Source organism: Lysobacterales bacterium, from assembly GCA_016721845.1.
GTDB lineage: Bacteria > Pseudomonadota > Gammaproteobacteria > Xanthomonadales > Ahniellaceae > JADKHK01.
In genome coordinates this window covers 1624821-1649815 of sequence record JADKHK010000013.1, presented here as the reverse complement: position 1 = coordinate 1649815, position 24995 = coordinate 1624821, and the positions used below count along the sequence as shown (strand labels likewise).

17 protein-coding genes and 1 riboswitch are annotated in these 24995 nt (G+C 65.5%); of the genes, 13 read left to right on the top strand and 4 right to left on the bottom strand.

The features are described 5' to 3' along the window. Positions 1-61: 61 nt before the first annotated feature. Positions 62-180, top strand: a riboswitch (SAM riboswitch). A 78-nt stretch (positions 181-258) separates the two neighbouring features. The 6 genes from IPP28_14995 to IPP28_14970 all read left to right on the top strand — a co-directional run bounded on the left by IPP28_14995 (position 259) and on the right by IPP28_14970 (position 11197). Beyond that, entirely contained in the window at positions 259-1311 is a 1053-nt protein-coding gene (locus IPP28_14995) for a homoserine O-succinyltransferase (GenBank protein ID MBL0042302.1), read from the top strand. Then, complete coding sequence (gene metB / locus IPP28_14990; protein MBL0042301.1) at positions 1308-2504, top strand: cystathionine gamma-synthase; 1197 nt, start codon at positions 1308-1310, stop codon at positions 2502-2504. Before IPP28_14995 ends, metB begins: the two co-directional genes overlap by 4 nt. Then, complete coding sequence (locus IPP28_14985) at positions 2501-3583, top strand: homoserine dehydrogenase (GenBank protein ID MBL0042300.1); 1083 nt, start codon at positions 2501-2503, stop codon at positions 3581-3583. The genes metB and IPP28_14985 overlap by 4 nt, the downstream gene beginning before the upstream one ends. Positions 3584-3675: 92 nt before the next feature. Beyond that, the gene (locus IPP28_14980; protein ID MBL0042299.1) at positions 3676-6162 is read left to right on the top strand and encodes a TonB-dependent receptor; all 2487 of its coding nucleotides are present in this window, start codon (positions 3676-3678) and stop codon (positions 6160-6162) included. 12 nt (positions 6163-6174) lie between these two features. After that, entirely contained in the window at positions 6175-10254 is a 4080-nt protein-coding gene (locus IPP28_14975; GenBank protein ID MBL0042298.1) for a serine/threonine-protein kinase PknK, read from the top strand. Continuing rightward, on the top strand, positions 10172-11197 hold the full coding sequence (locus IPP28_14970) for a diguanylate cyclase (protein MBL0042297.1): 1026 nt from the start codon (positions 10172-10174) through the stop codon (positions 11195-11197). Before IPP28_14975 ends, IPP28_14970 begins: the two co-directional genes overlap by 83 nt. Positions 11198-11215: 18 nt before the next feature. Here IPP28_14970 and IPP28_14965 read toward each other — a convergent pair whose 3' ends face one another. The 3 genes from IPP28_14965 to IPP28_14955 all read right to left on the bottom strand — a co-directional run bounded on the left by IPP28_14965 (position 11216) and on the right by IPP28_14955 (position 15471). Continuing rightward, positions 11216-13345, bottom strand: a complete 2130-nt coding sequence (locus tag IPP28_14965; GenBank protein MBL0042296.1) for an arachidonate 15-lipoxygenase — start codon at positions 13343-13345, stop codon at positions 11216-11218. Between the two features lie 67 nt (positions 13346-13412). Then, positions 13413-14441 (bottom strand): UDP-N-acetylmuramate dehydrogenase, encoded by a 1029-nt coding sequence (gene murB, locus IPP28_14960; GenBank protein MBL0042295.1) that lies wholly within the window; start codon positions 14439-14441, stop codon positions 13413-13415. A gap of 1 nt (position 14442) precedes the next feature. Beyond that, positions 14443-15471, bottom strand: coding sequence for a quinone-dependent dihydroorotate dehydrogenase (locus IPP28_14955; GenBank protein ID MBL0042294.1), 1029 nt, complete (start codon positions 15469-15471; stop codon positions 14443-14445). A 128-nt stretch (positions 15472-15599) separates the two neighbouring features. Between IPP28_14955 and queA the strand changes: the two genes are divergently transcribed. The 5 genes from queA to IPP28_14930 are packed head-to-tail and all read left to right on the top strand — an operon-like array spanning position 15600 to position 21029. Further along, entirely contained in the window at positions 15600-16634 is a 1035-nt protein-coding gene (gene queA, locus IPP28_14950; protein ID MBL0042293.1) for a tRNA preQ1(34) S-adenosylmethionine ribosyltransferase-isomerase QueA, read from the top strand. Further along, positions 16634-17743: a tRNA guanosine(34) transglycosylase Tgt gene (gene tgt / locus IPP28_14945; GenBank protein MBL0042292.1), complete on the top strand. Its 1110-nt coding sequence runs from the start codon at positions 16634-16636 to the stop codon at positions 17741-17743. The genes queA and tgt overlap by 1 nt, the downstream gene beginning before the upstream one ends. Before the next feature lie 58 nt (positions 17744-17801). Further along, positions 17802-19214, top strand: a complete 1413-nt coding sequence (gene gltX, locus IPP28_14940; protein ID MBL0042291.1) for a glutamate--tRNA ligase — start codon at positions 17802-17804, stop codon at positions 19212-19214. Between the two features lies 1 nt (position 19215). Continuing rightward, positions 19216-19695 carry a transcriptional repressor gene (locus tag IPP28_14935; GenBank protein MBL0042290.1) on the top strand — a complete coding sequence of 160 codons (480 nt, stop codon included), beginning with the start codon at positions 19216-19218 and terminating at the stop codon, positions 19693-19695. Between the two features lie 44 nt (positions 19696-19739). Continuing rightward, positions 19740-21029, top strand: coding sequence for a succinylglutamate desuccinylase/aspartoacylase family protein (locus IPP28_14930; protein ID MBL0042289.1), 1290 nt, complete (start codon positions 19740-19742; stop codon positions 21027-21029). Positions 21030-21031: 2 nt separating this feature from the next. On the opposite strand, the gene IPP28_14925 is transcribed toward IPP28_14930, so the two are convergent. Continuing rightward, positions 21032-21424 (bottom strand): hypothetical protein, encoded by a 393-nt coding sequence (locus IPP28_14925; protein ID MBL0042288.1) that lies wholly within the window; start codon positions 21422-21424, stop codon positions 21032-21034. A 178-nt stretch (positions 21425-21602) separates the two neighbouring features. Between IPP28_14925 and IPP28_14920 the strand changes: the two genes are divergently transcribed. Both IPP28_14920 and IPP28_14915 read left to right on the top strand, forming a co-directional pair. Beyond that, positions 21603-22169, top strand: coding sequence for a sigma-70 family RNA polymerase sigma factor (locus IPP28_14920; GenBank protein ID MBL0042287.1), 567 nt, complete (start codon positions 21603-21605; stop codon positions 22167-22169). Beyond that, a complete protein-coding gene (locus tag IPP28_14915; GenBank protein MBL0042286.1) occupies positions 22166-24922 on the top strand; it encodes a protein kinase in 2757 nt (918 codons plus the stop codon). Before IPP28_14920 ends, IPP28_14915 begins: the two co-directional genes overlap by 4 nt. The last annotated feature ends 73 nt before the right edge of the window (positions 24923-24995 follow it).

Genomic DNA, 24995 nt, shown 5'->3' with positions numbered 1-24995 from the left:
ATCTCTTCATCGCGATAAAGAGATTGACACCATGGGGTGCGGCCGGCATGCTGGCCGCACATACCCATCAAGACCGGCGGAGGGATAGGCCCTTGGATGCCGGGGCAACCAGCGTGACGCGCAAGCGTGGCGCCAGGTGCCAAGTCCTGCGGCGGACCTCGGTCCTCCGGAAGATGGGTCGCAGCGTTGCCGCAAGGTCGGCGTTGCGACGAATCCTCACAGGCTGCTGGATGGGCGAGATTCCTGAAGGAGTTCGCCATGTCGCTCGCTGCCGATGCTGAAACCCCCACCTTCGAGCCGCGGACCGCGTCCTTTGCCGCGCCGATTTTCGCGCCCCGCGCCGATGCGCCGGTGCCGGTGCAGCGCGGCTCGTTTCCGTTGCGTCTGGACCTTCGCCGTGGTGGCGCGCATGACTTGGTTCTGCGCTGGCAGATTCTCGGTGTGCAGGAAGCGCCGTTGCTGATCGTGCTGGGCGGCATTTCGGCGCATCGCCAGTTGGCGGCGAATGCCATCGATGCGTCCGAAGGCTGGTGGCCGCAGCAGGTCCGTCGTGGCGGCGCGCTGGACCCGTTCGCCTATCAGCTGCTGTCGATCGACTGGATCGGTGCCGACGGTGCGCTCGACGCCGCCATCGACCCGGACGACCAGGCGCAGGCGCTGATTGCCCTGCTGGCGCATCTGCAGATCAAGCAGGTGGCGGCCTGCATCGGTGCCTCGTACGGCGCGATGGTCGGGCTGCATCTGGCCAAGCGGCTTGCGGCGCGACTCGGTCACCTGGTGGTGTTGAACGCGGCGCATCGGCCGCATCCTTTCGCGTCCGCCTGGCGTGCGATCCAGCGCCGCATCGTGCGTCTCGGTAGCGAACATGAGGCCGCGCACGAAGCCGTTGCACTGGCACGGCAACTCGCCGTGCTGAGCTACCGCACGCCGGGTGAGTTTGCCGCGCGCTTTGCCGATAAGGTCGCACTCGATGGCGGTGTCGCCCGCTGCGCCGCCGAGCCCTATCTCGACGCCCAGGGCGAGCGCTTCGCCCACCGATTCGCCGGTACCGCCTTCCTGCGCCTGTCGGAATCGATCGACCTGCACGACATCGACCCCGCCGACGTGCCGGTGCCGGTGACCGTGTTCGCAGCCCGCTCGGACCAGATCGTGCCAGTCGAGGATGTGCGCGCCTTTGCCGTTGCAGTGCCGTTGCTGCACCGCTATCACGAGATCGACTCGGTGTTCGGCCACGACTCCTTTCTGAAGGAAGACGCCCGCGTGCAGGCGGTGCTGGTCGATGCGCTGGCCGGTTGCGGAGGTGCGGCATGAGTGCGCGTTGTACCGCCACGGCCGCGGTGCGCGCCGGAATTGATTCCGACACCGCACATGGCGCAGTCGTGCCGCCGATCGTGTTGTCGAGCAACTTCAGCTTCGAGGGCTTCGAACGCAAGCGCAAGTACGACTACACGCGCAGCGGCAACCCGACCCGCGACCAGCTCGCCGAGGCCCTGGCCGAGCTTGAAGGCGGTGCCGGTGCGGTCATCACCGCCACCGGCATGGCTGCGATCACGTTGGTGCTGGCCTTGATCCAGCCCGGCGAGCGCCTGCTCATACCGCATGACTGTTACGGCGGCAGCTGGCGATTGTTCAATGCGCTGGCGAAAAAGGGCCAGTTCGAACTCATCACCGCCGACCTCACCGATCCGCGCACGCTGGCTGAAGCGCTGGCGCAACAGCCAAAGTGGGTCTGGATCGAGACGCCGTCGAATCCGTTGCTGCGGCTGACCGACCTGCGCTTCGTCGCCGAGGCTGCACATCGCATCGGTGCGACCGTGGTCGCCGACAACACCTTCCTGTCGCCGGCCCTGCAGACCCCGATCGCACTGGGCGCCGACCTGGTCGTGCATTCGACGACCAAGTACATCAATGGCCACAGCGATGTCGTCGGCGGCGCGGTCGTCGCCCGGGACGCCGAACTGCATCAGCAGCTGGTCTGGTGGGCGAACGCGCTCGGCCTGACCGGCTCGCCCTTCGACAGCTTCCTGACCTTGCGCGGCCTGCGCACGCTCGACGCCCGCCTGCGCGTGCACCAGGAAAACGCGCTGGAGATCGCGACGCTGGCGCAACAGCATCCGGCAGTCGCGGCGGTGCATTTCCCGGGTCTGGTCACGCACCCGAATCATCAGCTCGCCTTGCGTCAGCAGCGTGGTTTCGGTGCGATGCTGTCGATCGAACTGGCGGGCGGTGTCGACGCCGTGCGCGCGTTTCTCGACGGACTGGCGCACTTCACCTTGGCCGAATCGCTGGGCGGCGTCGAGAGCCTGGTCGCGCATCCGGCGACGATGACGCATGCCTCGATGAGTGCGGAAGCGCGCGCCGCGGCCGGCATCGGCGAGGGCTTGCTGCGCCTGTCGGTCGGTATCGAGGATGCGCGCGATCTGACGCAGGATCTCGCTGCCGCGCTTGATCGCGCCGCTGCCGTGACGGCGAGTGCACGAAAACCGGTCGAGGTCGCGGTGTGAGCGCGGTGCTTGCAAACGCCATCGACGCCGCGCCTGATGCTCGCTTGTGCCTGCTGGGCACCGGCGGCGTCGGCAGGGCGGCGTTGCAGCGTCTGGCGGAATTGCAGGATGCGGGCATCGGTCGGCGCCTTGCGCTGGTCGGGGTCGCCAATTCCCGCCGCTGCCTGCGCGGCGAGACCTTGCCGCCGCGGCAGGCGCGCGATCCGGTGGCGCCGTTGTCGCGCGCGACGTCGATCGACTGGGTCGACGACCTGTTCGCGGCGTCGGGGCCGGCGCGGCGCATCGTGATCGATGCGACCGCGAGCGATGCGGTCGCGGCGCGCCATGCGCACTGGCTGGCCCAGGGCATTGACGTCGTGACCGCGAACAAGCTGGGGCAGGGTGGATCCCTGTTGCGATGGCAAGCGATTCGGGCGGCGCAAGCGTCCGGCCGCGCGCGTTATGGCGATGCCGCTACGGTCGGTGCCGGCTTGCCCTTGCTGCGCACGCTGCGCGCACTCACCCTGGGTGGCGACCGGATCACCGCGATCGCCGGCGTGCTATCGGGTTCGCTGGCCTGGCTGTTCGATCACTACAACGGCGCTCGGCCTTTTTCCGAGCTGGTGAGGGAAGCGCGCGATCGCGGTTATACCGAGCCGGATCCGCGCGATGACCTGTCCGGCGCCGATGTGCGACGCAAGTTGCTGATCCTCGCCCGCGCCGCCGGGATCGCGCTCGACGAGCACGAGATCGCGGTCACGCCCCTGTTCGACGCGACGCTGGCGCAGCTTGAGCGTGGCGAGGTCGATGCCGCGCTGTCGCGGCTGGATGCGCCCCTGCGTCTGCGCCTGGACGCAGCGCGCTCGCGCAACGCCCGCCTGCGCGTGGTGGCACGTTGGCGCGATGGTGCGGCCACGGTCGGGCTGGAAGCGCTGGCGTTGAGCGACGAACTCGCGCACGGTGCCGGTACCGACAATCGTCTGACGATCCACAGCACGCGCTACCGCGAACGTCCGCTGGTGATCCAGGGCCCGGGTGCGGGCGCCGACATCACCGCCGCGGCCCTGCTCGACGATGTGCTTGCGATCGCCGCGAACTGACACTCGCAACCACGGCCATCGTCGCCGTCGAGGCTTGTCCCGGTGTCATGCGGCGGTAAGATCGTTGACGTCGGCACCGGGGGGCAAGCCAGATGAGAATCACAACGCTGCTTGCAGCCACGCTGTGCGTGCTGCCGCATCAGGTCCTGGCGCGATGGCTGGTCGAACCTGACGAGGCCGCGCGCGCGGCCGATGCGGATGCGCATGTCGAAGCGGGCAAGAATGCGGCCGTATCGACGCTGGGCGAGGTCGTGGTGACCGCGCGCAAGAAGTCCGAAGTGCTGCAGGACGTGCCGATGAGTGTGGCCGTGTTCGACGCCGATGAACTCGTCGAACTCGGTGTGCACGATCTCAAGGACCTGTCCGCGCAAGTGCCTGGCTTGCAACAGAACGATCTGGCGATCAGCAGCCGCTTGACCCTGCGCGGCGTCAATTCCGGCGACAACAATGCCTTCGAACAATCGGTCGGTACCTATGTCGACGGGATCTATCGCGGACGCATGAATCAGCAGTACATCGGCGTGTTCGATGTCGAACGCATCGAAGTGCTGAAAGGACCGCAGGTCACGCTCTACGGCAACAGTTCGCTCGGCGGCGCGATCAGCGTGATCACGCATCGGCCCGGCTTCGAATTCGGCGGCGATGTGCGCTTGAGTTACGGCGCCGAATACGCCGAACCGAACATCGAAGCGGCGGTCGACCTGCCGGTCAGCGACCGGTTCGCGATGCGGGTGGCCGGGACCTGGCGCGACCAGGGCGAGGGCATCGCGCCCAACGATGCCACCGGCGATAGCGAGCCCAGCAGCGCGCACGAAGCGTTCCGCTGGAGTGCGTCCTGGCTGCCGAGCGATCGCCTGTCGCTGTCGATGCGCCACGAGCAGGGCAGTTTCGATCGCGAAGGTCATATTTTCGAGGTCTACAAGCACGTCGACGGCCACGGCAACCCCTGGCCGAACTCGCCGTTCACGGGGATCGACGATGGCCGCCTGAACATCGCCAATGGCGCGCCGTTCAAATATCCGGAAGCTTTCCTGCGCACCGACATGGACGAGTCGATGCTGGAGCTGCGTTATCAGTTCGACGCGTTCGAACTGACCGCCGTGAGCGGCTACGGCAGCTACGATTTCCGTCACTCGGCAGACGTCGATATCACTCCGGCAACGCTTATCAATGTCTATCAGGACGAGCGCTTCAGCCAGTTTTCGCAGGAACTGCGCATCGCCGGAAATTGGTCCGATCGTACCGACTACCTGTTCGGTGCTTATCTTCAGCGCGACAACTACCGCAACGATTACCTGTCCGACTTCAATCTCCCGGCGTTGCTGGCGCCGGCCTTTGGCGCTCCGGTCGATCTCGTGAGCGGCCTGCTGTCGCCGTTTTCGCGGCACATCCTGCTCGATCAGGACACCGACCAGCAGGCCCTGTTCGGCAGCGTCGATGTCGGGCTGAGCGAGCAGCTGACCGCGACGTTCGGCTTTCGCTACCTGAGCCTGGGCAAGGATGCGCAGCAGGCCGTGCGGGTCGCCGACATCGATCACCGCGATGCGGCCGGGGATCTGATCGACCTGCGCTGGCTGGATCCGGCACTGGCGCCATTGTTGCTCGGCAATGACGGCTACCTCGCGAATCCGACCGGCTACGTTCTGGTGCTGGCCGACGGTACCGAAGTGCAGCCGGTGCTGGCGCCGAACAACCTGGTCGGTTACAGCATCGTCTCGCAGGGTACCGGCGACCTGCACGAATTCGATGCGCTCGCGCGTGACGAGCGGCATCCGATGTACCACGCGGGGCTGGCCTATCAGTGGTCGGACGACCTGCTGACCTATGCGAACTGGTCGAATGGCGCCAAGGCGGGCGGCTTCGATTTCCTCTACGAGGGCGATGATCGCGCGCAGGTCGAATACGGCGACGAGAATGCCAGCGTGTTCGAACTCGGGTTCAAGAGAGACTGGCGCGACCTGCGCCTCAACCTCGCGCTGTTCCATGGTCGCTATGACGACCTGCAGGTCTCGGTCTTCGACGGCGGCATCGGTTTCCTGGTCGGCAATGCCGCCAGTTCGGTGTCGAGGGGCGTCGATGTCGACGTCGACTGGCGCATCGATGACGAACTGCGTCTGCTCGCCCGCGTCGAATACCTGGACTTCCACTACGACCGTTTTGCCGATGCCAATTGCAGCACCACGGAACGTCTGAATACCGGTGCCGCGATCTGCGACTGGTCCGGTGATCGCACGCCCTTCGTGCCCGAAGTCGAAGGCATCCTGCGGCTGGAACATACCTGGCGCTCGGCGACCGACTGGACCATTCGGCAGGCGTTGGGATGGAATTATCGTGGCAGCCACGCCACGGCTTCCGACAATGAAAGCCAGACCCGTCAGGCGGCCTACGGACTGCTCGACTACCGGATTCAGTGGGCGCCTGATTCGGGCGACTGGAGCCTGGCCTTGATCGGCAGCAACTTGACCAACGAGAAATACAATGTATTCACGTCGGTGATCCCGCTTGCGCCCGGTGGCGCTTTCGCGAGCGTGCTCGCGAAGGGAAGGGAAGTCGCGGTCGAATTGCAGTACCACTATTGAGGAACACGCGCAGTGCAACTGGCCGGCTACACCGTCAATGACGTGATCTATGCATTGGGCGAAACGGTGGTGGCCACGGCAACGTCAGCCAATGGCGAACGCGTCGTGTTGAAGTACCTCGACAGCAGCCGCCCCTCGCCCGAATTCAGTGCACGCTGGCGCCATGAGTACGCGGTGCTGCGCTCGATCGATTCTCCGTTCGTCATCAAGGCGCGCGCGCTGGAACAGGTCGGGCGCGGTGCGGTGCTGGTGCTGGAGGCGTTCGCCGCGACCAATCTCGCGCAGCTGATTGCGCGCCAGACCCTCGATTTTTCCGACAAGCTGACGCTGGCGATCCGCCTGACCAAGGCTTTGAGCGCGGTTCATCACCATCGCCTGATTCATGGCGACATCGCGCCCAAGAATGTGCTGGTCGACGCTGCGACGCTGGGACTGAAACTCTGCGATTTCGGTCTGTCGACGCGATTGAACACCGAACAGCGGCACGCACAGGATGTATTCCTGCGCGGCACCCTCGATTACATGTCGCCGGAACAGACCGGTCGTACCAATCTCGACATCGACTACCGCAGCGACTTCTATTCGCTCGGCGTGAGCTTGTACGAGCTGTTTGCGGGCCGCAAGCCTTTCCAGTCCGGCGATCCGATCACCCTGCTGCACGCACAGATTGCGACCGTGCCGACGCCCTTGCATGAACTGGATGCTGCGATCCCGCAGCCGGTCTCGGCGCTGGTCCAGAAGCTGCTCGCCAAACACCCGGACGACCGCTACCAGAGCAGCTTCGGCCTGCTTCAGGATCTCGAGGCCTGCGCCGAACGCTGGCGCCTGTATCGGCGCATCGAGCTGAGTGAACTCGGCACTGCCGACGTGCCTGAGCGCTTCTGTGTCGCACAGAAGCTCTATGGCCGCGAGGCCGAAAGCAGCGCCATCCTCGCAGCATTCGATCGGGTCAGCGTTGGCGCGGTGGAATTGTTGCTGATCAGCGGTTATTCCGGCATCGGCAAGACCGCCCTGGTCAGCGAGTTGCATCGTCCGGTCGTGGCCCGGCGCGGCTATTTCGTGCGCGGCAAGTGCGACCAGTACAGTCGCAATCAGCCTTTTGCAGCGCTGATCCAGGCGTTTCAGCTGCTGATCCGCCAAATTGCCGTGGAGGGATCGGAGCGCCGCCAGTACTGGAAGACGCGCCTGAACGAGGCGCTGCAGGACAATGCGGCGGCCGTGGTCGAGATCATTCCCGAACTCGCGCTGCTGATTGGTTCGCCACCGAGTCTGGCCGTGTTGCCTGCGGCCGAAAGCGAGCGACGCTTTCACATCGCATTCGCCGGTTTCGTCAAGGCATTGGCTGCGCATGGACACCCGCTGCTGGTCTTTCTCGATGATCTGCAGTGGGCGGATTCGCAGACGCTGCGCCTGCTCGAACATCTGGTGCGCGATGACGGCGAATGCAGTGCCCTGATCGTCGGCGCCTATCGCGACAACGAGGTCGCCGCGGGCGATCCGCTGAGCCTGACGATCGCCTCGATCAGGAGTGCGCAAGGCCGGCTCGAACACCTGCAACTGGCACCGCTCGGCGCTCGCGAGGTCCAGCAACTGGTCGCCGACACCCTGCATTGCGCGCCCGCCGAAGCGGCTCCGCTGGCGGCGCTGTGCCTGGAGAAGACCCAGGGCAATCCCTTCTTTCTCGGCCAGTTTCTGCGCAATCTGAATGGCAAGGGTGATATCCGCTACGTGCGCAAGGAAGGCGCATGGCGCTGGGACCTCGCACTGATCCGCCAGCGCAGCATGACTGACAACGTGGTCGACCTGATGCTGCAGAAGCTCGCCGCGCTGGAGCCGGCGACGCGTGCGCTGCTTGCTCTGGCGGCCCATCTGGGCGACAGCTTCGATCACGCTCAGCTGATGTCGGTCGGCGAACGCGATGCCGTTGCCACCGCCGAGGTGCTGTGGCCCGCGCTGCAGGAAAATCTGTTGGTGCCCTTGAACGAGGGCTACAAGTTCGAGCACAGCCCCGAGCTGCTGCGGACGGCCCGCTACCGATTCCTGCACGATCGCGTGCAGCAGGCCGCCCACGAACTGACGCCGGCCAGCGAGCGCCCGGCCTTGCGGCTGCACTGCGGACGGCTGCTGCTCGCGGCGTGTAACGAAGCCGAGCTGGAGGAGCGGCTGTTCATCATCCTCGAATCGCTCAATGCCGCGATCGAGCTGATGACCGACCCTGCCGAGCGCGCCCGCTTGCTCGCACTCAACCTGCGCGGCGGGATTCGTGCCAAGTCTTCGGCGGCCTACACGGCGGCGGTCGAGCTGTTGCGACAGGGCGAGAGCCTGCTGCCGCCCGACGCGTGGCAGCAGCAGCCCGAGCTCGCGTTGACCGTCTACAAGAATCTTGCCGAGGCCGAATACCTCGCCGGCCATTTCGATGTCGCCGAGCAACGATTGGTGCGCCTGATCGCGCAGGCGCCTGCCGTCGCCGCAAAGGTGACCTTGTGTCTGGCCCTGGTCGAGCTGCTGCATTTGCGGGGCCGATTCGCCGACGCGTTCGTCGTGTTGTGCCGGGCACTGGCCTTGCTCGGTCGCGACTTCCCCGAAAGCGAGGAAGAAGCGATGCAGTGTTATCTCGCCGAGTTTGCCGAGACCGAGGCCACGCTCGCTGCGCAGGACGAGGCGGCCTTGCTGACGCAATCCGAGATGCGCGATCCGGAACGCCTGCTCGAAATGCAGGTCTATTATGGGCTGGCCTACGCGACCTACCAGATCAATCGCGGCATCAGCTACGTGCTGGGCGCCTGCCGGATGGTGAAGACCACGCTCGCACACGGTCAGTGCGACCTGAGCTGCATCGCCTACGTGACCTACCAGACGGCGATGGCAGCGAGCGGTCGCCCCTACCCGGCCGTGCACGCCATGGGACGACTCGCCCGCAAGCTCTCCGAGCAGCGCGACAATCCGTATTTCCGCCTGTCGGTCTACCAGTATTTCGGCGGGTTCTATCAGCACTGGTGCGAGCCGTTGCGCGAAACCCTTCCCTATCTTGAGCAGGGCATGGTGATGGGACGTGCCGGCATCAATCCGCTTGCCGCCGGCTATTGCGCCCTGCTGCGTTCGGTGAATCGCTTCGCGATCGGCTTGCCGCTCGACGAACTGGTCGCGGAGTGCGAGCAGGGACTCGCCTTTCTCAAGCGCAGCCACCAGCCGAGCCACCGAAGCGATGTTGCGCCACGGGGTGATGCAGCCGGCGCTGGCCCTGCTCGGCAAGACCTTGAACGCGGCGAGTTTCGACACCGCGGAATGCGCCGTGAGCAGCTATTTTTCCGATGCCGCGAGTGCACCACCGATCGTGCTCGCTTTCTTCAGCACGGCGATGGCCCGCCATGCCTATCTGTTCGACGATCGCGCACAATGGCAGGACAGTTCGTCGCGACTGGCGATGATCGGCCTGTGCCTGCCGGACAGTCCGTCGATGGTGGAGGCCAGCTTCTTTACGGCACTCGGGTTGCTGCACCCGGCGTTTGCCGATGCCGACACGCGGGAGTCGAATTGGCAGCTCGCCGAGGTCCAGCTTCATCGCTTCCAGGCCTGGGCCGATCATTGCCCGGAGAATTTTCGCCACAAGGCCTTGCTGATTGCCGCGGAATTGGCCCGCGTGCGGGGCGACGATCGTGCCGCGATGGAGCTGTACGCGCAGGCCATCGATGCCGCCGCGGAGTCCGGCATCGTCCATTGCGAAGCCCTGTGCAACGAGCGTTATGCCCTGTTCTGGCAGTCGCAACATCAGCAACAGTTGGCCAGCAACTTCATCCGCGAAGCCTACTTCCACTATCGACGCTGGGGCGCGAGTGCAAAGTGCCGCCAGATCGAGGCACGCTGGCCACAGGTTCCGTTCCGTTCGATCGAATTGCGTTATTCCGCATCCGATCTCGGCAGCAGTTTCCGTCACGGCTCCGAGCAGACAGGCTTCCTCGATCTCCAGTCCCTGCTCAAGGCCAGCCAGTTGCTGTCGCAGGAAATCCACTTGGAGTCGCTACTCGAAAAGATGCTCGGCGTGTTGCTCGAAAATGCAGGCGCGGAGATGGGCGCGATTGTCCTCGCCGATGACGAGGATGACGAACTGGTGGTGGAAGTCATGGGCCGGCTGAGTGGCGGTCGATTGATCGAGTGCCGTCGCATCGGCCGCCGCCTGGCCGACACCCGCAAGGACCATGATCCATTGCTGCCGAGCGGTCTGATCGAGTACGTGCAGTTGTCGCGCAGTGCGCTGGTGGTGAAGGATCCGGCGTCCGACGAGCGCTTCGGACAGAGTCGCTATCTCGACGACCATCGCCCGAAGTCGGTGCTGTGCCTTCCCGTGGTGACGCAGGGCAAGCTGGTCGCGGTGATCTACCTGGAAAACAACCTGATGGAGAACGCCTTCACCGGCAAGCACCTGAAGACGCTGGAGCTGCTCAGCGCGCAGGCCGCGATTTCGCTGGTGAATGCGCACTTGTACGAGAGTCTCGAACGCAAGGTGCAGGCGCGTACCGAGGAATTGCGGCAGATGACGATGAAGGACGGACTCACCGGCATCGCCAACCGGCGCAGCTTCGACGAACGGCTCGGCGTCGAGTGGCAGCGCAGCCTGCGCAACGGCCAGCCGTTGACCCTGATGATGCTGGACATCGATCACTTCAAGCTGTTCAACGACCACTACGGCCATCACGAAGGGGACGGCTGCATCCGTGCGGTCGCGCAGTCGCTGAAGCACACGGCCAATCGCAGCAGCGATCTGGTCGCGCGTTATGGCGGCGAGGAATTCGCGATCCTGTTGCCGGAAACCGATGCCGCATCCGCGGCACAATTGGCCGAGACCTGCCTGGCCGCGATCGCGGCGCTCGGTCTGCCCCATCCGGTGTCGCCGGTAGGGGCCAACGTCAGCATCAGCATCGGCATCTGCACCTTGGTGGTCGCTGCGGAGTCGACCACCGAATCGCTGATTACCCGTGCCGATCAGGCGCTTTATCAGGCCAAGCGCAGCGGGCGCAATCGCTACTGCCAGGTCTGAGTCAACGGCCTTCAGCGATCAGATGCTGATGCTGTTTGGAATCATCGACGGCAGCTGGAACGGGTAGGGCATCGGCCGCGTCCGGTTGCGCTGGCGGATCTCCTTTTCGATCGCGGCGAGTTCACCCTGGAAATCGGCGACCAGCGGTTGCACGCGCGCATCGCCGAAATACGGATCGCGCGGGTTGTGCTCGTAGTGACCGAAGGTGTCGTATTGCACGCTGCTCAGCAGGTATTCGAACGAGAACGTGTACAGCGCGACATCCAGCGGCGGATACCAGGCCATGCAGTCGTCGATGCTGTTCAAGGTGTCGCTGCGCGTCGGGGGGGCATGGTAGATGGTGCCGCCGACGCTCGGCATGTAGGACATCAACGGATACTGCGCATAGTTCACCGAAGCGTGCTGCGGCCCGGCGGTGTAGATGATGTGCGCGACCATGTCGATCAGGTAGTCGAGGCGTTCGATCCGGTACGGGCGCTGCGGATCGCCGGTCGTGGCGAGTCCGCCGAGTCCCTTGAAGCCGCAATACAGCGGTGACGTGAGTTCGTGGATCCAGCCCTGCAATTCGCTGTCATCGCGCACGTCCTGATCATTTCGGTAGTAGACGCGCAGGTAATCGCCCACAAACTTGCGCGTCGCAGTCCAGAGCAGGAGGGTGTCGTCGCGGAACGGGAAGGAGGGCAGCTGGTCGACGCCGCGCAACGCGAACACGCGATCGGGGCAATTGTCGTCCCAGCGCCAGGCCCGGTGGGCGTTGCCGACGAGTTCGAGGGTCGATTCGATGGCCGGACCGACATTGGTCGCGACCACGCCGCCCGGCACGATCAGGCTGTGGATGGCGTCATCATTGATGTTGATGGTGAAGCGGAAATGCGGCCACAACAGCTTGAACAGCGGATGCGTGTCGGCGAGCTGGCGATGCGTGGCGACCACCATCGCCTCGATGATCAGGTGGCAGTCGCCGAGATGGGCCACCGACTCGTGCTGGATCGCACTGATGACATTCACCAGGAGTTTCGCGATGCGCCACTTCAGCAGCGTCGGGTCGTTGCCGCCGGCGCAGTCGTTCGGGGTGAAGATCGGCGCCGATTCGGCATCGAACTGCTGCGCCAGCTGGATCGCGACCGGCTGCAACGCACCGCCCGGCGGGTAGCCCGGCGGCGGCGTCGGATTCCAATAGAACAGTGCGATCGGTGCGCAGAGGTAGCGCTGCTCGCCGTGCAGGCAATCGGCCTTTGCGCCCTCGAACTGGGAGAAATCGACGGCGTACAGGCGCCGCGTGGAAATCGCTTGGTCGAGCGTGATCGTCGGGTCGCTGAGTACGCGCTGCAGCAGCGCATCGTTGATCGGGCACTTCTTCTGCAGGTCGGCGAGCACGATCGCCTGGCTGCCCGCTGCTGCCTCCCGCACGACGCCGCGCAATTGGGTGGTATTGAAACCGGCGATCTGCAGGTGTCCGAAGAACCAGTCCTGCTCGCAGGGCTTGTCGTCCTTCGGCATCCACGGCTGGCGTTCGAGCGTCAACATCATCGGTGGTGCCATCGCGGTGAACTGCGTCTCGTAGTCGGCGATCGAATGCGGCATCAGGTAATCGCGGCCATGGGTCGCGTTGAGCGTGTCGAACAGCGTCGACTTCAGGAACGCAGTCGGCCCGGTCGCCAGGAATTCGTCGAACACCGCCTTCAGGCCGGCGAGCATCTTCTCGACATCCTTGGGCAACGTGACCAAGCCTTCCAGCGCCTTCGGCAATGCCGCCAGACTTTCGAGAAAGGCTTTCAATTCTTCGATGTCGCGCTTTGGATGCAGCAGGCTGAAGTCTTCGCGCAGTTTCTCGTAGGCGTCATGCACGCGCTTCAGCGCGTCGGTCGGCAGGTCGTTGGCCAGTTCGCGCCGGAGCAGGAATTCGACGGCATTCTTGAAGTTCTCGGCCAGCGGCTTGAAGACCTTGACGACCTGGGCTTCGAAATCGAGGCTGAATTTCTCCGCGTCGGGCAAGTCCGCCGACATCGGCACCGCTTCCAGGTAACTGCGCATGTAGTTGTATTCGGTTCGTGCCAGCGAGAGCTGGAAGGCGCGTGCCTGCCGGGCTTCGGGAGAGACCTGTTGCGGCAATGTGGGCGTGGTCGATGCAGCGGGAATGTTCGCCATGGGAGCGGCCTTCGGTCGGGTTGGACGAGGGTCGATGTTATCGACTATCCGCGTCCTGCCGACAAGCTCAGATCACCACCGGCTCCGGGTCGAGCGTGATCGCGAATCGGTTGCGCACGCAGGCCTGAACATGCTGGGCGACGCGCCAGATGTCGATGCCGCTGGCATTGCCGTGATTGACCAGCACCAGCGCGTGTTGCGCCGAAACGCCGGCATCGCCATCGCGGTAGCCCTTGAGCCCGCACTGGTCGATCAGCCAGCCGGCGCTGAGTTTGCGCTGGCCCGCACCGGCGTCGAAGTTCGGCGCTGATGGGTGCGCACTCAGCAGTGCCTGGGCGACGTCGGTGGAGACCACCGGATTCTTGAAGAAGCTTCCTGCGTTGCCGATCTGCGCCGGGTCCGGCAGCTTGCGACGACGCAGGCGGACGACGGCGTCGAAGACATCCTGCGCGCCCGGTGCTGCGATCTGCATCGTGGCCAGTTCTTCGCGGATGCCCGGATAGTCGAGCCGCAGTCCGCCACTGCGCGGCAGCCGGAAGCGGACATTGACGACGATGTAGCGATCGCGCTCGTCGTCCCGCTTGAAGCGGCTGAACCGATAAGCGAATTCGCAGAAGTCATGTTTGAAGATGGTCGTGCAGCGGCGCTCGCGATCGAATACTTCGACCGCGTTGACGAACGATTCGACCTCGACGCCATACGCGCCGATGTTCTGGATCGGTGCAGCACCCACCGTGCCCGGGATCAAGGCCAGATTCTCCAGGCCGACATAACCGTTGGCCAACGACCACTCGACGAACGCATGCCAACTCCGGCCGGCGCCGACTTCGACCAGGTGCGAATCGCGGCCCGGCGCAATGACGCGAATATGCTCGTCGGTGTAGCGCACCACCAGCCCGGCGGGGTCGCGCGTCAGCAGCAGATTGCTGCCGCCGCCGAGCACGAGCACGGGCCGATCCACGACGCGTTCATCGGCGAGCAGCGCGGACAGGTCGGTCGGCGATGCGACTTCCGCATACCAGCGCGCTCGGGCTTCGACGCCGAAGGTATTCATCGGCTTCAGCGACACCTGTTCGCGCAGCGTCCGATCAAGCATGTCAGAAGCCCCTGCCGGCACGGATCGCCTCGACCGATTCGCCGATCAGGGCCGGACCCCGATAGATCATGCCGGTGTAGAACTGCACCAGGGTTGCACCCGCCGCGATCTTGGCTTGCGCATCGGTGCCGTCCAGAATGCCGCCGACACCGATGATCGGGAGTGTTCCGTTCGTGCGATTCGCCATGCCGGCGAGGACGGCCGTGGCGCGCGCGAATACCGGTGCCCCGCTGAGCCCGCCCGCCTCATGGGCATGACGGTGGCCCTTGATTGCATCACGTTCGATCGTCGTGTTCGTGCAGATCAATCCATCGATCCCGGCGGCGAGCAGCACCTCGGCCATCGCGTCCATCTCGGCTTCCGTCAAGTCCGGTGCGATCTTCAGCAGCATCGGCTTGCGCCGTCCGTTCGCGCCGAGTTTCTCCTGTTCCTCGCGCAAGCGGCCGATGAAACGGCGCAGCGTGTCCTCTTCCTGCAGGTCGCGCAGGCCGCTGGTGTTGGGCGACGAGATGTTCACGGTGACGTAGGTCGCGCGCTCGTGCACCGCGCGCAGGCCGATCAGATAATCATCGACGGCACGCTCGTTCGGGGTGTCCTTGTTCTTGCCGATGTTGATGCCGAGCACGCCGGTGTAGCGTGCGCAGTCGAGGTTCTTCATCAGTGCATCGACGCCGGCATTGTTGAAGCCGAGGCGATTGATCACGGCGTGATGCTCGGGCAGGCGGAACATGCGCGGCTTCGGGTTGCCCGGCTGCGGTTTGGGCGTGATCGTGCCGACCTCGATGAAACCGAATCCGAGCGACGCCAATGCATCGACGTGCGCCGCGTTCTTGTCCAGTCCGGCGGCCAGCCCGACCGGATTCGGGAATTCGATGCCGAAAGCGCGGGTCGGCAACGGTTTCGGCCTGCTCGACAGCAGCGGGTTCAGGCCGGTGCGATAGGCCAGTTCGATGGCGCGCAGGCCGGCGCCATGCGCGGCTTCGGCATCGAGCGCGAACAGGAAGGGGCGGGTGAGGGAATAGAGGCTCACGGGATCGGCACGGCGGGCTGGGCGGACGAGTATTGAATCACCGCATGAACGAAGCGGCGAGCCTGAGCATGGATTCGCCCGCGAATCGCCCGTCTGCGCGATAATGCGCGGCCCGATTGGGCCATTCCGTGAAGAAATCCGATTTCCACTTCGATCTGCCCGCCGAGTTGATCGCGCAGTCGCCGCTGGCCGAACGTTCGGCCAGTCGCCTGTTGGTGCTCGACGGGGCGAATTCGTGTCTGATCGACGGCCAGTTCCGCGACTTGCTGACGCTGCTGCAGCCGGGCGACTTGCTGGTGTTCAACGATACGCGCGTCATTCCGGCGCGACTGTTCGGCCGCAAGAGCACCGGCGGTGAAGTCGAGGTCCTGATCGAGCGCGTGCTCGGCACACACGAGGTTCGGGCGCAGATGCGCGCCAGCAAGACACCCAAGGAAGGGACGCGGCTGGAACTCGGTGACGGCGTGCCGGCCACCGTGCTCGGCCGCGATGGCGAGTTCTTCCGGATCCGCTTCGAGACGCCGGAACCGCTGGAGTCGGTCCTGCACCGCATCGGGCGGATGCCGCTGCCGCCCTACATCAAGGAGGTCGACCACGAGCGAGATGCGGCGCGCTACCAGACCGTGTTCGCGCGCGAACCGGGTGCGGTCGCGGCACCCACGGCCGGTCTGCATTTCGACGCGCCGCTGCTCGACGAACTGCGTGCCCGCGGCGTGCAGTTCGGTCACGTGACCTTGCATGTCGGCGCCGGCACGTTCCAGCCGATGCGGGTCGACTCGGTGCACGAGCACACGATGCATTCGGAATGGTTGAACGTCGGCGCGGTGCTGTGCGAGCAGATCCGGGCGACGCGTGCGGCCGGACATCGCGTGATCGCGGTCGGCACCACCGTCGTGCGTGCGCTCGAATCAGCCTCGCGCGAGGGCGAGGTCAAGCCTTTCGCGGGCGAGACGCAGATCTTCATCTTTCCGGGCTATCGCATCCGCTCGGTCGATGCCTTGATCACCAACTTCCACTTGCCCGAATCGACCCTGCTGATGCTGGTTTCGGCCTTTGCCGGACGCGAGCGCGTGCTCGCCGCCTACGCCCACGCCGTGGCCCAGCGCTACCGATTCTTCTCGTACGGTGACGCGATGTTCATCGTGCCGCCCAAGGATTCCTGATGCAGTTCACGCTCGATACCACCGACGGCCGCGCTCGCCGCGGTCGCCTGCAGTTCGACAAGGGCACGGTCGAGACGCCGGCCTTCATGCCGGTCGGCACCTATGGCTCCGTCAAAGGCATGACGCCGCAGCAGGTGCTCGACATCGGTGCCGAGATCATCCTCGGCAATACCTTCCACTTGTGGCTGCGTCCCGGCACCGAGGTGATCGAGGCGCATGGCGGCCTGCACGGCTTCATCGGCTGGGACAAGCCGATCCTGACCGACTCCGGCGGTTTTCAGGTCTGGTCGCTGGCCGAGCGGCGCAAGATTACGAAGGAAGGCGTGCATTTCGCATCCCCGGTCGACGGGCGCAAGGTGTTCCTGTCGCCCGAGGAATCGATGCGCATCCAGCGCGCCTTGAATTCGGACATCGTGATGATCTTCGACGAATGCACCCCGTATCCGGCCACCGAGATGCAGGCGCGCGAGTCGATGGAATTGTCGCTGGCCTGGGCCGAGCGCAGTCGTGTCGCCTTCGACAAGCTGCAGAATCCGAATGCGTTGTTCGGCATCGTCCAGGGCGGGATGTACGAACCCCTGCGCAAGCGCTCGGCCGAAGGTCTTGCACAGATCGGATTCGATGGCTATGCGATCGGCGGGCTTTCCGTGGGCGAACCGGCGCCCGAGCGCGAGCATGTGCTCGACGTGACCCTGCCGCATCTGCCGACCGATCGCCCGCGTTATCTGATGGGCGTCGGCCGGCCCGAAGACATCGTCGAGGGCGTGCGCCGCGGCGTCGACATGTTCGACTGCGTCATGCCGACCCGCAACGCGCGCAACGGGCACCTGTTCACGCGCTTCGGCAACGTGCGCATCCGCAATGCCCGCTACGAACGCGACACCGCGCCGGTCGACAAGGACTGCACCTGCTACACCTGCCAGAACTTCACGCGGGCCTACCTGCGTCATCTCGACAAGTGCGGCGAAATGCTGTTCTCGACGCTGGCCACCATCCACAACCTGCACTATTACCAGGAGCTGATGCAGGGCATCCGCGCCGCCATCGCCGAACACCGTTTCGAGGCCTTTGCCGAGGTGTTCTACGCGGCGCGGCGAGAGACCGCGTAGTCACCTGCGCGTCGGTTTCGCCTTGCTATCCTTGCCGCCTACTCTCGAGCTTCCATCCATGACCTACCGCACCCGCTTCGCCCCGAGTCCCACCGGCCTGCTGCACCTGGGCGGCGCCCGCACGGCGCTGTATTGCTGGCTGGAGGCGCGCCGCCAGAACGGCACCTTCATCCTGCGCATCGAGGACACGGACCGCGAGCGTTCGACGCAGGAGTCGGTGAACGCGATCCTGGATGCGATGGAGTGGCTCGGCCTCGACTACGACGAAGGTCCGTTCTACCAGACCGAGCGCATGGATCGATATCGCCATGTCGCGCAGCAGCTGCTGGCTGAGGGCAAGGCGTATCAATGCTGGTGCAGCAAGGAGCGCCTGGAGTCGCTGCGCGAGCAACAGATGGCCAACAATGAGAAACCGCGTTACGACGGCAAGTGTCGGCACGGTGCCGCGGCGGTCGACGGCGTGGTGCCGGTGATCCGCTTCAAGAACCCGCAGTCCGGCAGCGTCGTGTTCGACGACAAGGTGCGCGGCAAGATCGAAATTTCGAACGAGGAACTCGATGACCTGATCATCTGGCGCTCGGACGATTTCCCGACCTACAACTTCGCGGTCGTGGTCGACGATGTCGACATGAAGATCTCCGAAGTGATCCGTGGCGACGACCACATCAACAACACGCCGCGCCAGATCAACATCTACCACGCCATGGGACACGCACCGCCGGTGTTCGCGCACTTGCCGATGATCCTTGGCCAGGACGGTGCCCGCCTGTCCAAGCGCCATGGCGCCGTCAACGTGATGAATTACCGCGACGACGGTTTCCTGCCGCACGCGTTGCTGAATTACCTGGTGCGCCTCGGCTGGTCGCATGGCGACCAGGAAGTGTTCTCGCGCGAGGAACTGGTCCAGAAATTCGACGTGCGCGATGTGAATCGCGCGCCGGCGCGCTTCGACATGGACAAGCTGACCTGGCTGAACCAGCACTACCTCAAGACCGATGCGCCCGAAAAAGTCGCCCTGCACCTGATCCCGCACCTGGAAGACCTGCACTACGCGATGGCGCATGGTCCGAAGCCGGCGGAGATCGTGATCGCGTTGCGCGATCGCGTAAAGACGCTGAAGGAAATGGCCGAGAAGGCGCGCTGCTGGTACGAGGAATTCGAGAGCTACGAGGCCGATTCGGCCGCGAAGCACCTGCTCGCCAGCGCTGCGCAGCCGCTGCAGGCGGCGCATGATGCGCTGGCGGCGATTCCCGAGGGCGAGTGGTCGCCGGCCACGGTCGATGCCGCCCTGCGCGCCGCAGCCGAGCAGGTCGGCGTCGGTTTGGGCAAGGTGGCACAGCCGCTGCGTGTCGCGATCACCGGCTCGCAGGTATCGCCGTCGATCGACCAGACGGTCTACCTGACCGGCCAGAAGCGCGCGCTTGCGCGCATCGATGCCGCGATTCGCCACTGCCAGCGTCAGGTTGCCTGAGATGAGTCCGCTGCGGCACGGCGGTCACCAGCACGCACATGCGCCGGTGACATTCGTGCATGCCGTGGAAGCCGCGTGTGACGCGCGCGGACTCAAGCTGACGCCGATGCGTCGGCGCGTGCTGGAGCTGATCGCGGTCGCCGACAAGCCGGTCAAGGCCTATGACCTGCTCGACCAGCTGCGCCCGGAAGTGGCGCGCGCGGCCCCGACCCAGGTCTATCGCGCGCTCGATTTCCTGATCGAGCACGGCTTCATCCACAAGCTCGAATCGATCAACGCCTATACCAGTTGCCATCATCCGGACCAGCGCCACACGGTACCGTTCTTCATCTGCGACGAGTGCGGTGCGGCGACCGAGTTCTGCGATTCGAAAGTGGCGACGCAGTTGGTCGCGCATGCCCATGCGCTCGGATTCACGCCGCGGGCGCAGACGCTGGAAGTGCATGGCGTCTGCGCCGCCTGTCGCGGGGCGGCGACGTGAGGGGGCTGTGGGCACTCGCCGCGCTGCTGGGCGCGAGCGGGGTCGTGGCCCAAGACTTTCCCGTCGATGCAGCCCAGCCCGTGCAAGCGGTGGCGCCCGCAAAGGCGAAGCCATCGACAGCGGACACCGCTGACCAGGCACCGATCGCGCCATCGCCGGTCGCGCGAACGCCGGCTGCGGTGATTTCGCCCACGATGGATGCCGTGGCGGTGACCCCGGTGCCGGTGTTGGCCGAAGGCGCCGAGACCACACCGCTGTCACTGCTGGGTCAATCGGTCAGGCCGGGCACGCGCGCAGAGTTGCGCTGGGCCTCCGGGCAGAGCTTCGACGGCACCGTGGTGACCACGCCGGTGATCGTCGTGCATGGATCGACGGTCGGGCCGCGCATCTGCCTGACCGCTGCCGTGCATGGCGACGAGTTGAATGGCATCGAGATCATTCGCCGACTGATGAACGAACTCGATCCGGTGGAAATGTCGGGGACCGTCATCGGCGTGCCGATCGTGAATTTCCTCGGCTACGCGCGCGGTTCGCGTTACCTCCCGGATCGGCGCGACCTGAATCGCTACTTCCCGGGCTCGACCACCGGCAGTGCCGCCTCGCGCATCGCGCACAGTTTTTTCAACGAAGTCGCGGTGAATTGCCAGGCATTGGTCGATTTCCATACCGGCTCGTTCGATCGCAAGAACCTGCCGCAGGTGCGTGGCGATCTGCGCATACCGGCCGTGCTCGAGTTCTCGCGCGGCTTCGGCGCCACCGCCGTGCTGCATTCGCCAGGTGCGCGCGGCATGTTGCGGCGCGCGGCCGTCGAAGCGGGAATTCCGGCCATCACCTTCGAAGTGGGCTCACCAATGCGACTGGAGCCCGCCGAGATCGATCATGCGGTGCAGGCCTTGCACACCCTGCTGCACAAGATGGGCATGACCCGCAGCTTCCGCATGTGGGCGGAGCCGCAAGCCTTGTTCTACTCGGCGAAGTGGGTGCGTTCGGACGCCGGCGGCATGCTGTTCTCCGAGGTGAATCTCGGTGATCGCGTGCGTGTCGGCCAGCGTCTCGGCAAGGTCGTCGATCCGGTGCAGAACAGCGAACGCGCGATCGTGTCGCCGGTGCAGGGCAAGCTCATCGGAATGGCCCTGAACCAGATCGTGTTGCCCGGCTTCGCGACGTATCACATCGGCGTGCAGACCGACGAACAGCAGATGATCGAGGCGGCGGCGAACGATCCGAACAATGCCGAGGCCGCTGCCGCAGCAGGTGACGAATCACCCGACATCGAGGATGGCGATGCGGTGCCGATCGAATCGGCGCGTGACGACGAGGACGGCGAGCGCTGAGCTCAAGGCACCTTCGCAAACTGCGCGAAGGTGACGTAGTGGCCGCCCGGTTCGACATAGCCGGTTTCTTCCGAGCCGTAGAAGGTGGATCGCCGCGGCATGTAGACGGTATGCCTGGCCAGTGCGGCTTCGACCGCGGCCAGGTCCGGCACTTCGACGAACAGAAAGCTCCTGCCACGCGCCGCGTCGTTCAATTGCGGCATGTCGTCGGTGAGTGAGCCATAGGATTGCAACATCAGTTCGATCCGTCCGTCGTTGAGTATGCAGAACCCGAGATCGTCGCCGTGCGGCACCTCCATGACCTTGGAAAAGCCGACCGCCGCGAAGAACGGCAGCGAGCGTTCGATGCGTTCGACGAACAGGATCGGCGTGGCTTTGCTGATCGTGGCAGACATGCGGAGGCTCCGTGGATCGGGAGTCATTGTCCATCGCGCAGGCCGCAAATAGCTACTCCAAGCCGTCGGTGCCGACGAGTTGGATGAGGTCGTCGCCAAGAATCCCTCGCCGCTTCGAGCGACTTCCCTGCCCGGGTCGCCCGGCGCACAATCGGCGTCGTGCGGCGAGGGGCGGGCGGTGACGAACGGCAGCGGCGATGCGGATCTGACCGGCTGGCTGGCGGCTTGGCACGGCGGCGATCGCGTCGCGGCCGAGCGCCTGTTCAATCAGGTCTATCGCGAGCTGCGGCAGATGGCGGCCAGTCTGCTCTCGGGCGGTGCACCGGCACGCACCTTGCAACCGACGGCACTCGTCAACGAAGCGATGATCAAGCTGATCGGCGCCGAACCGGACTTCGAGAACCGGGCGCATTTCTTCGGTGCCGCAGCACGTGCGATGCGGCAGGTGCTGGTCGACCATGCCCGCCGCCACCATGCCGACAAGCGCGGCGGTGGTCAGACGCTGGAGGCGCTGGAAGCCGCGGTCGGTGTCGCGATCGACGACAGCGCTGAGCTGATCGCACTCGATGCGGCACTGGCTCGGCTCGATGCACTCGATCCGCAGGCGGCGCGCATCGTCGAACTGCGCTACTTCGCGGGACTGTCCATTGACGAAGCGGCGGCCGTGCTTGGCCAGCATCCGTCATCGACCTACCGCGAATGGCAACATGCCAAGGCTTGGCTGAAGCGGGAACTGTCGGCATGAGCGAGGCTGCGCTGCGCTATCGCCAGGCCAAGGCGATCTTCCTGCTCGCGGCGCAGCGCGACGAATCGGCGCGGTCCGCCTTTCTCGCCGAGGCGTGCGGGGACGACGTCGCGCTGAGGCGTGACGTCGAAGCCCTGCTGGAGGGCGACCGCACCGGCAATGCGCCGCTCGATCGAGTCGATGGGGCGCCAGTGATGCCCGCGTTGCCCGACGACTACCGCATCCTGCGCGAACTCGGTCGTGGCGGCATGGGCGTGGTCTGGCTGGCCGAGCGCGATACCGGCGACTTCAAGCAGAAGGTGGCGCTGAAGCTGCTCGGTCACGACGCCTTGCGCGACCCGGACCGGCGCGCACGCTTCCGTGCCGAGCGCCGCATCCTCGCCAGTCTCGATCACCCGCATATCGCGCGCCTGCTGGATGGCGGCACGCTCGCCGACGGCACGCCGTACTTGGCGATGGAGTTCGTCGAGGGCGAGCGGCTCGATGGCTGGGCCGAGCGTGCGAGGCCGGACTTGCGCGAACTGCTGCGCCTGTTCGTCGCGATCTGTCGTGCCGTGCATGCGGCGCACCAGCGTCTGGTCGTGCACCGTGACCTGAAGCCCGCGAACATCCTGGTCGATGCCTATGGCGCGCCCAAGCTGCTCGACTTCGGCATCGCCAAATTGCTCGACGACAGCGTCGAAGCCGAAGTCGCGACCGGGACCGGCATGCAGCTGCTGACGCCACGCTACGCGGCCCCCGAACAGGTACGCGGCGAGGCGATCACGACCGCGACCGACGTCTACGCGCTCGGCGTGATCCTGTACGAGTTGCTGACCGGCAGTTCACCTTACGGACGCGCGTCTGCCACACCGGATCAGCTGCGCGCGATCTGCGACACCGACCCGATCCGGCCGAGCCAGGTGGCGCGAGATCCCGGCGTCGCGACCTCGGGTACCTCCGGTGCCCGGCTGCGCGGCGACCTCGATGCGATCCTGTTGAAATGCCTGCGCAAGTCGCCGCTGGCACGTTATCGCGGTGCGGCGGAACTCGCGGACGACCTGGACGCCTTCCTCGATGGCCGCGCCGTGGCGGCGCGCGCCGGCAGCGCGCGTTACGCCTTCGGCAAGTTCGTCGGGCGTCATCGTTACCTGGTCGCCAGCACGTTGGTGGTCCTGACCGTGCTGGGTGCGGCGACCCTGCTGCTGGCGATGCAGTTGCGAGAGACGCGGCACGAGCGCGACCGCGCCGAACAGTCGTTTCAGTTGTTGAGCGAAGTCCTGGCCAGCGCCGATCCGGCGATCAGTCAGGGCAAGGAGTTGACCGCGCGCCAGATCCTCGAGGCGGGTGCCCGCCGGATCGAGCAGCAGGACGACATCAGCGGCGATCTGCGGGCCGAACTCCTGACGCAGATCGCCGACACCGAAAATACCCTGGGGTTGCGCGACGCCGCGCTCGCGCACCTCGGCCTCGCGGAGCGCCTCGTCGGCGACGACGATGCCGTGGTGCGCGAGCGGATCGAGCTGAAGCGCGCGCTGGTGGCGAACGCCGCGGGCGAACAGACGCAAGCGGAGGAACTGACGCGGCCGCTGCTCGATCGCATCGATCTGGGCACCAGCACGCTGGCGCCGGATGGCCGCATCGACGTGATGATCCTGCGCGCGAACGCACTCAATTTCCTCGGGCGCGGCGACGAGAGTCTGGGCCTGCTGCAGCGTGCGCTGGCCCTGGCCGGATCGCGTCCGGAACTGACGCGCAAGCGCCTGTCCGTGCACAGCCAGTTGGGCCAGAACCTGCAAAACCTCGGACGACTGACCGAGGCCGAGGAACATTTGCGCGAAGCGGTTCGGATCAGCGAGGCCAGCAAGTTCGACCCGCTGCGGCTTTCCCGCGACCGCAACAATCTGGCCGGGGTGTTGGCGATGCAAGGGCGTTTCGGCGAAGCCCTGGTACAGCATCGCCTGGCGATCGCGAGCTTCATCGACGTGGTGGGCCGTGAGCATCCGGAGTACGGGGTTCGCCTGAACAATCTCGGCATGACCGAATATGGCGCCGGCGAGACCGCGCAGGCGCTGCTGCATTTGCAGGAGGCGGTGGCCTTGAACCGCGAGCGTTACGGCGCGCAGAGCCACATGGTCGCCGTGGTCGAGGCCAATCTCGCCGGCGTGCTGACCGCGACCGGAGATTTCGTTGCAGCCCAGGCCCTGATCGAACCCGCCCATGCCGGCTTGCTCGCGAAGTACGGTGCCAACAGTTTGCTGGTCCTGCGGGCTGCACGGGTGGCCGGGGTGCTGGCCCTGGAGCGACAGGACTTCGCTGCGGCCCGGCGCTGGTTCGAGGCCTGTGCCCGGAGCGCGACCGAAGGCGCGCTGGAAGCGAATCCTTCGGCGCTGCGCTGCCAGATCGGTCTCGCCGAGCTGGATCTGTATGCCGACCGCGCCGATGCGGCTGAAGCCCGCGTCGCGGCGGCACTGCCTCTGCTTTCCAAGCTCGATCCACGGCATTTCGAGCGCGGCATGGCGGCGCTGGTGCAGGCCAGGATCCTGATCGCGCAGCATGCCGATGCCGAAGCGCTGGCCGTGATCGAGGCGATCGTGCCGGAAGCCTTGAACGAAGACTGGCAGACCGCCTGGCGTGACCTGCTGCAGGCACAAGCACGACAGCAATGCACCGACGCCGCGGTGGGTACGCGCGCGCTGTTGCTGAGCCGGCATGGTCGCCCGCATCCGCGCTGGCAGGCGTTGTGCGTGCCGGCGTCGGGCGGCTCGTCGTGATCGTCCTCGTCGGCGTGTCGCATTCATCGCCGGCGCAACCGCGTGGTAGCGTCCCCCTGGTTTTCCGTCGGAG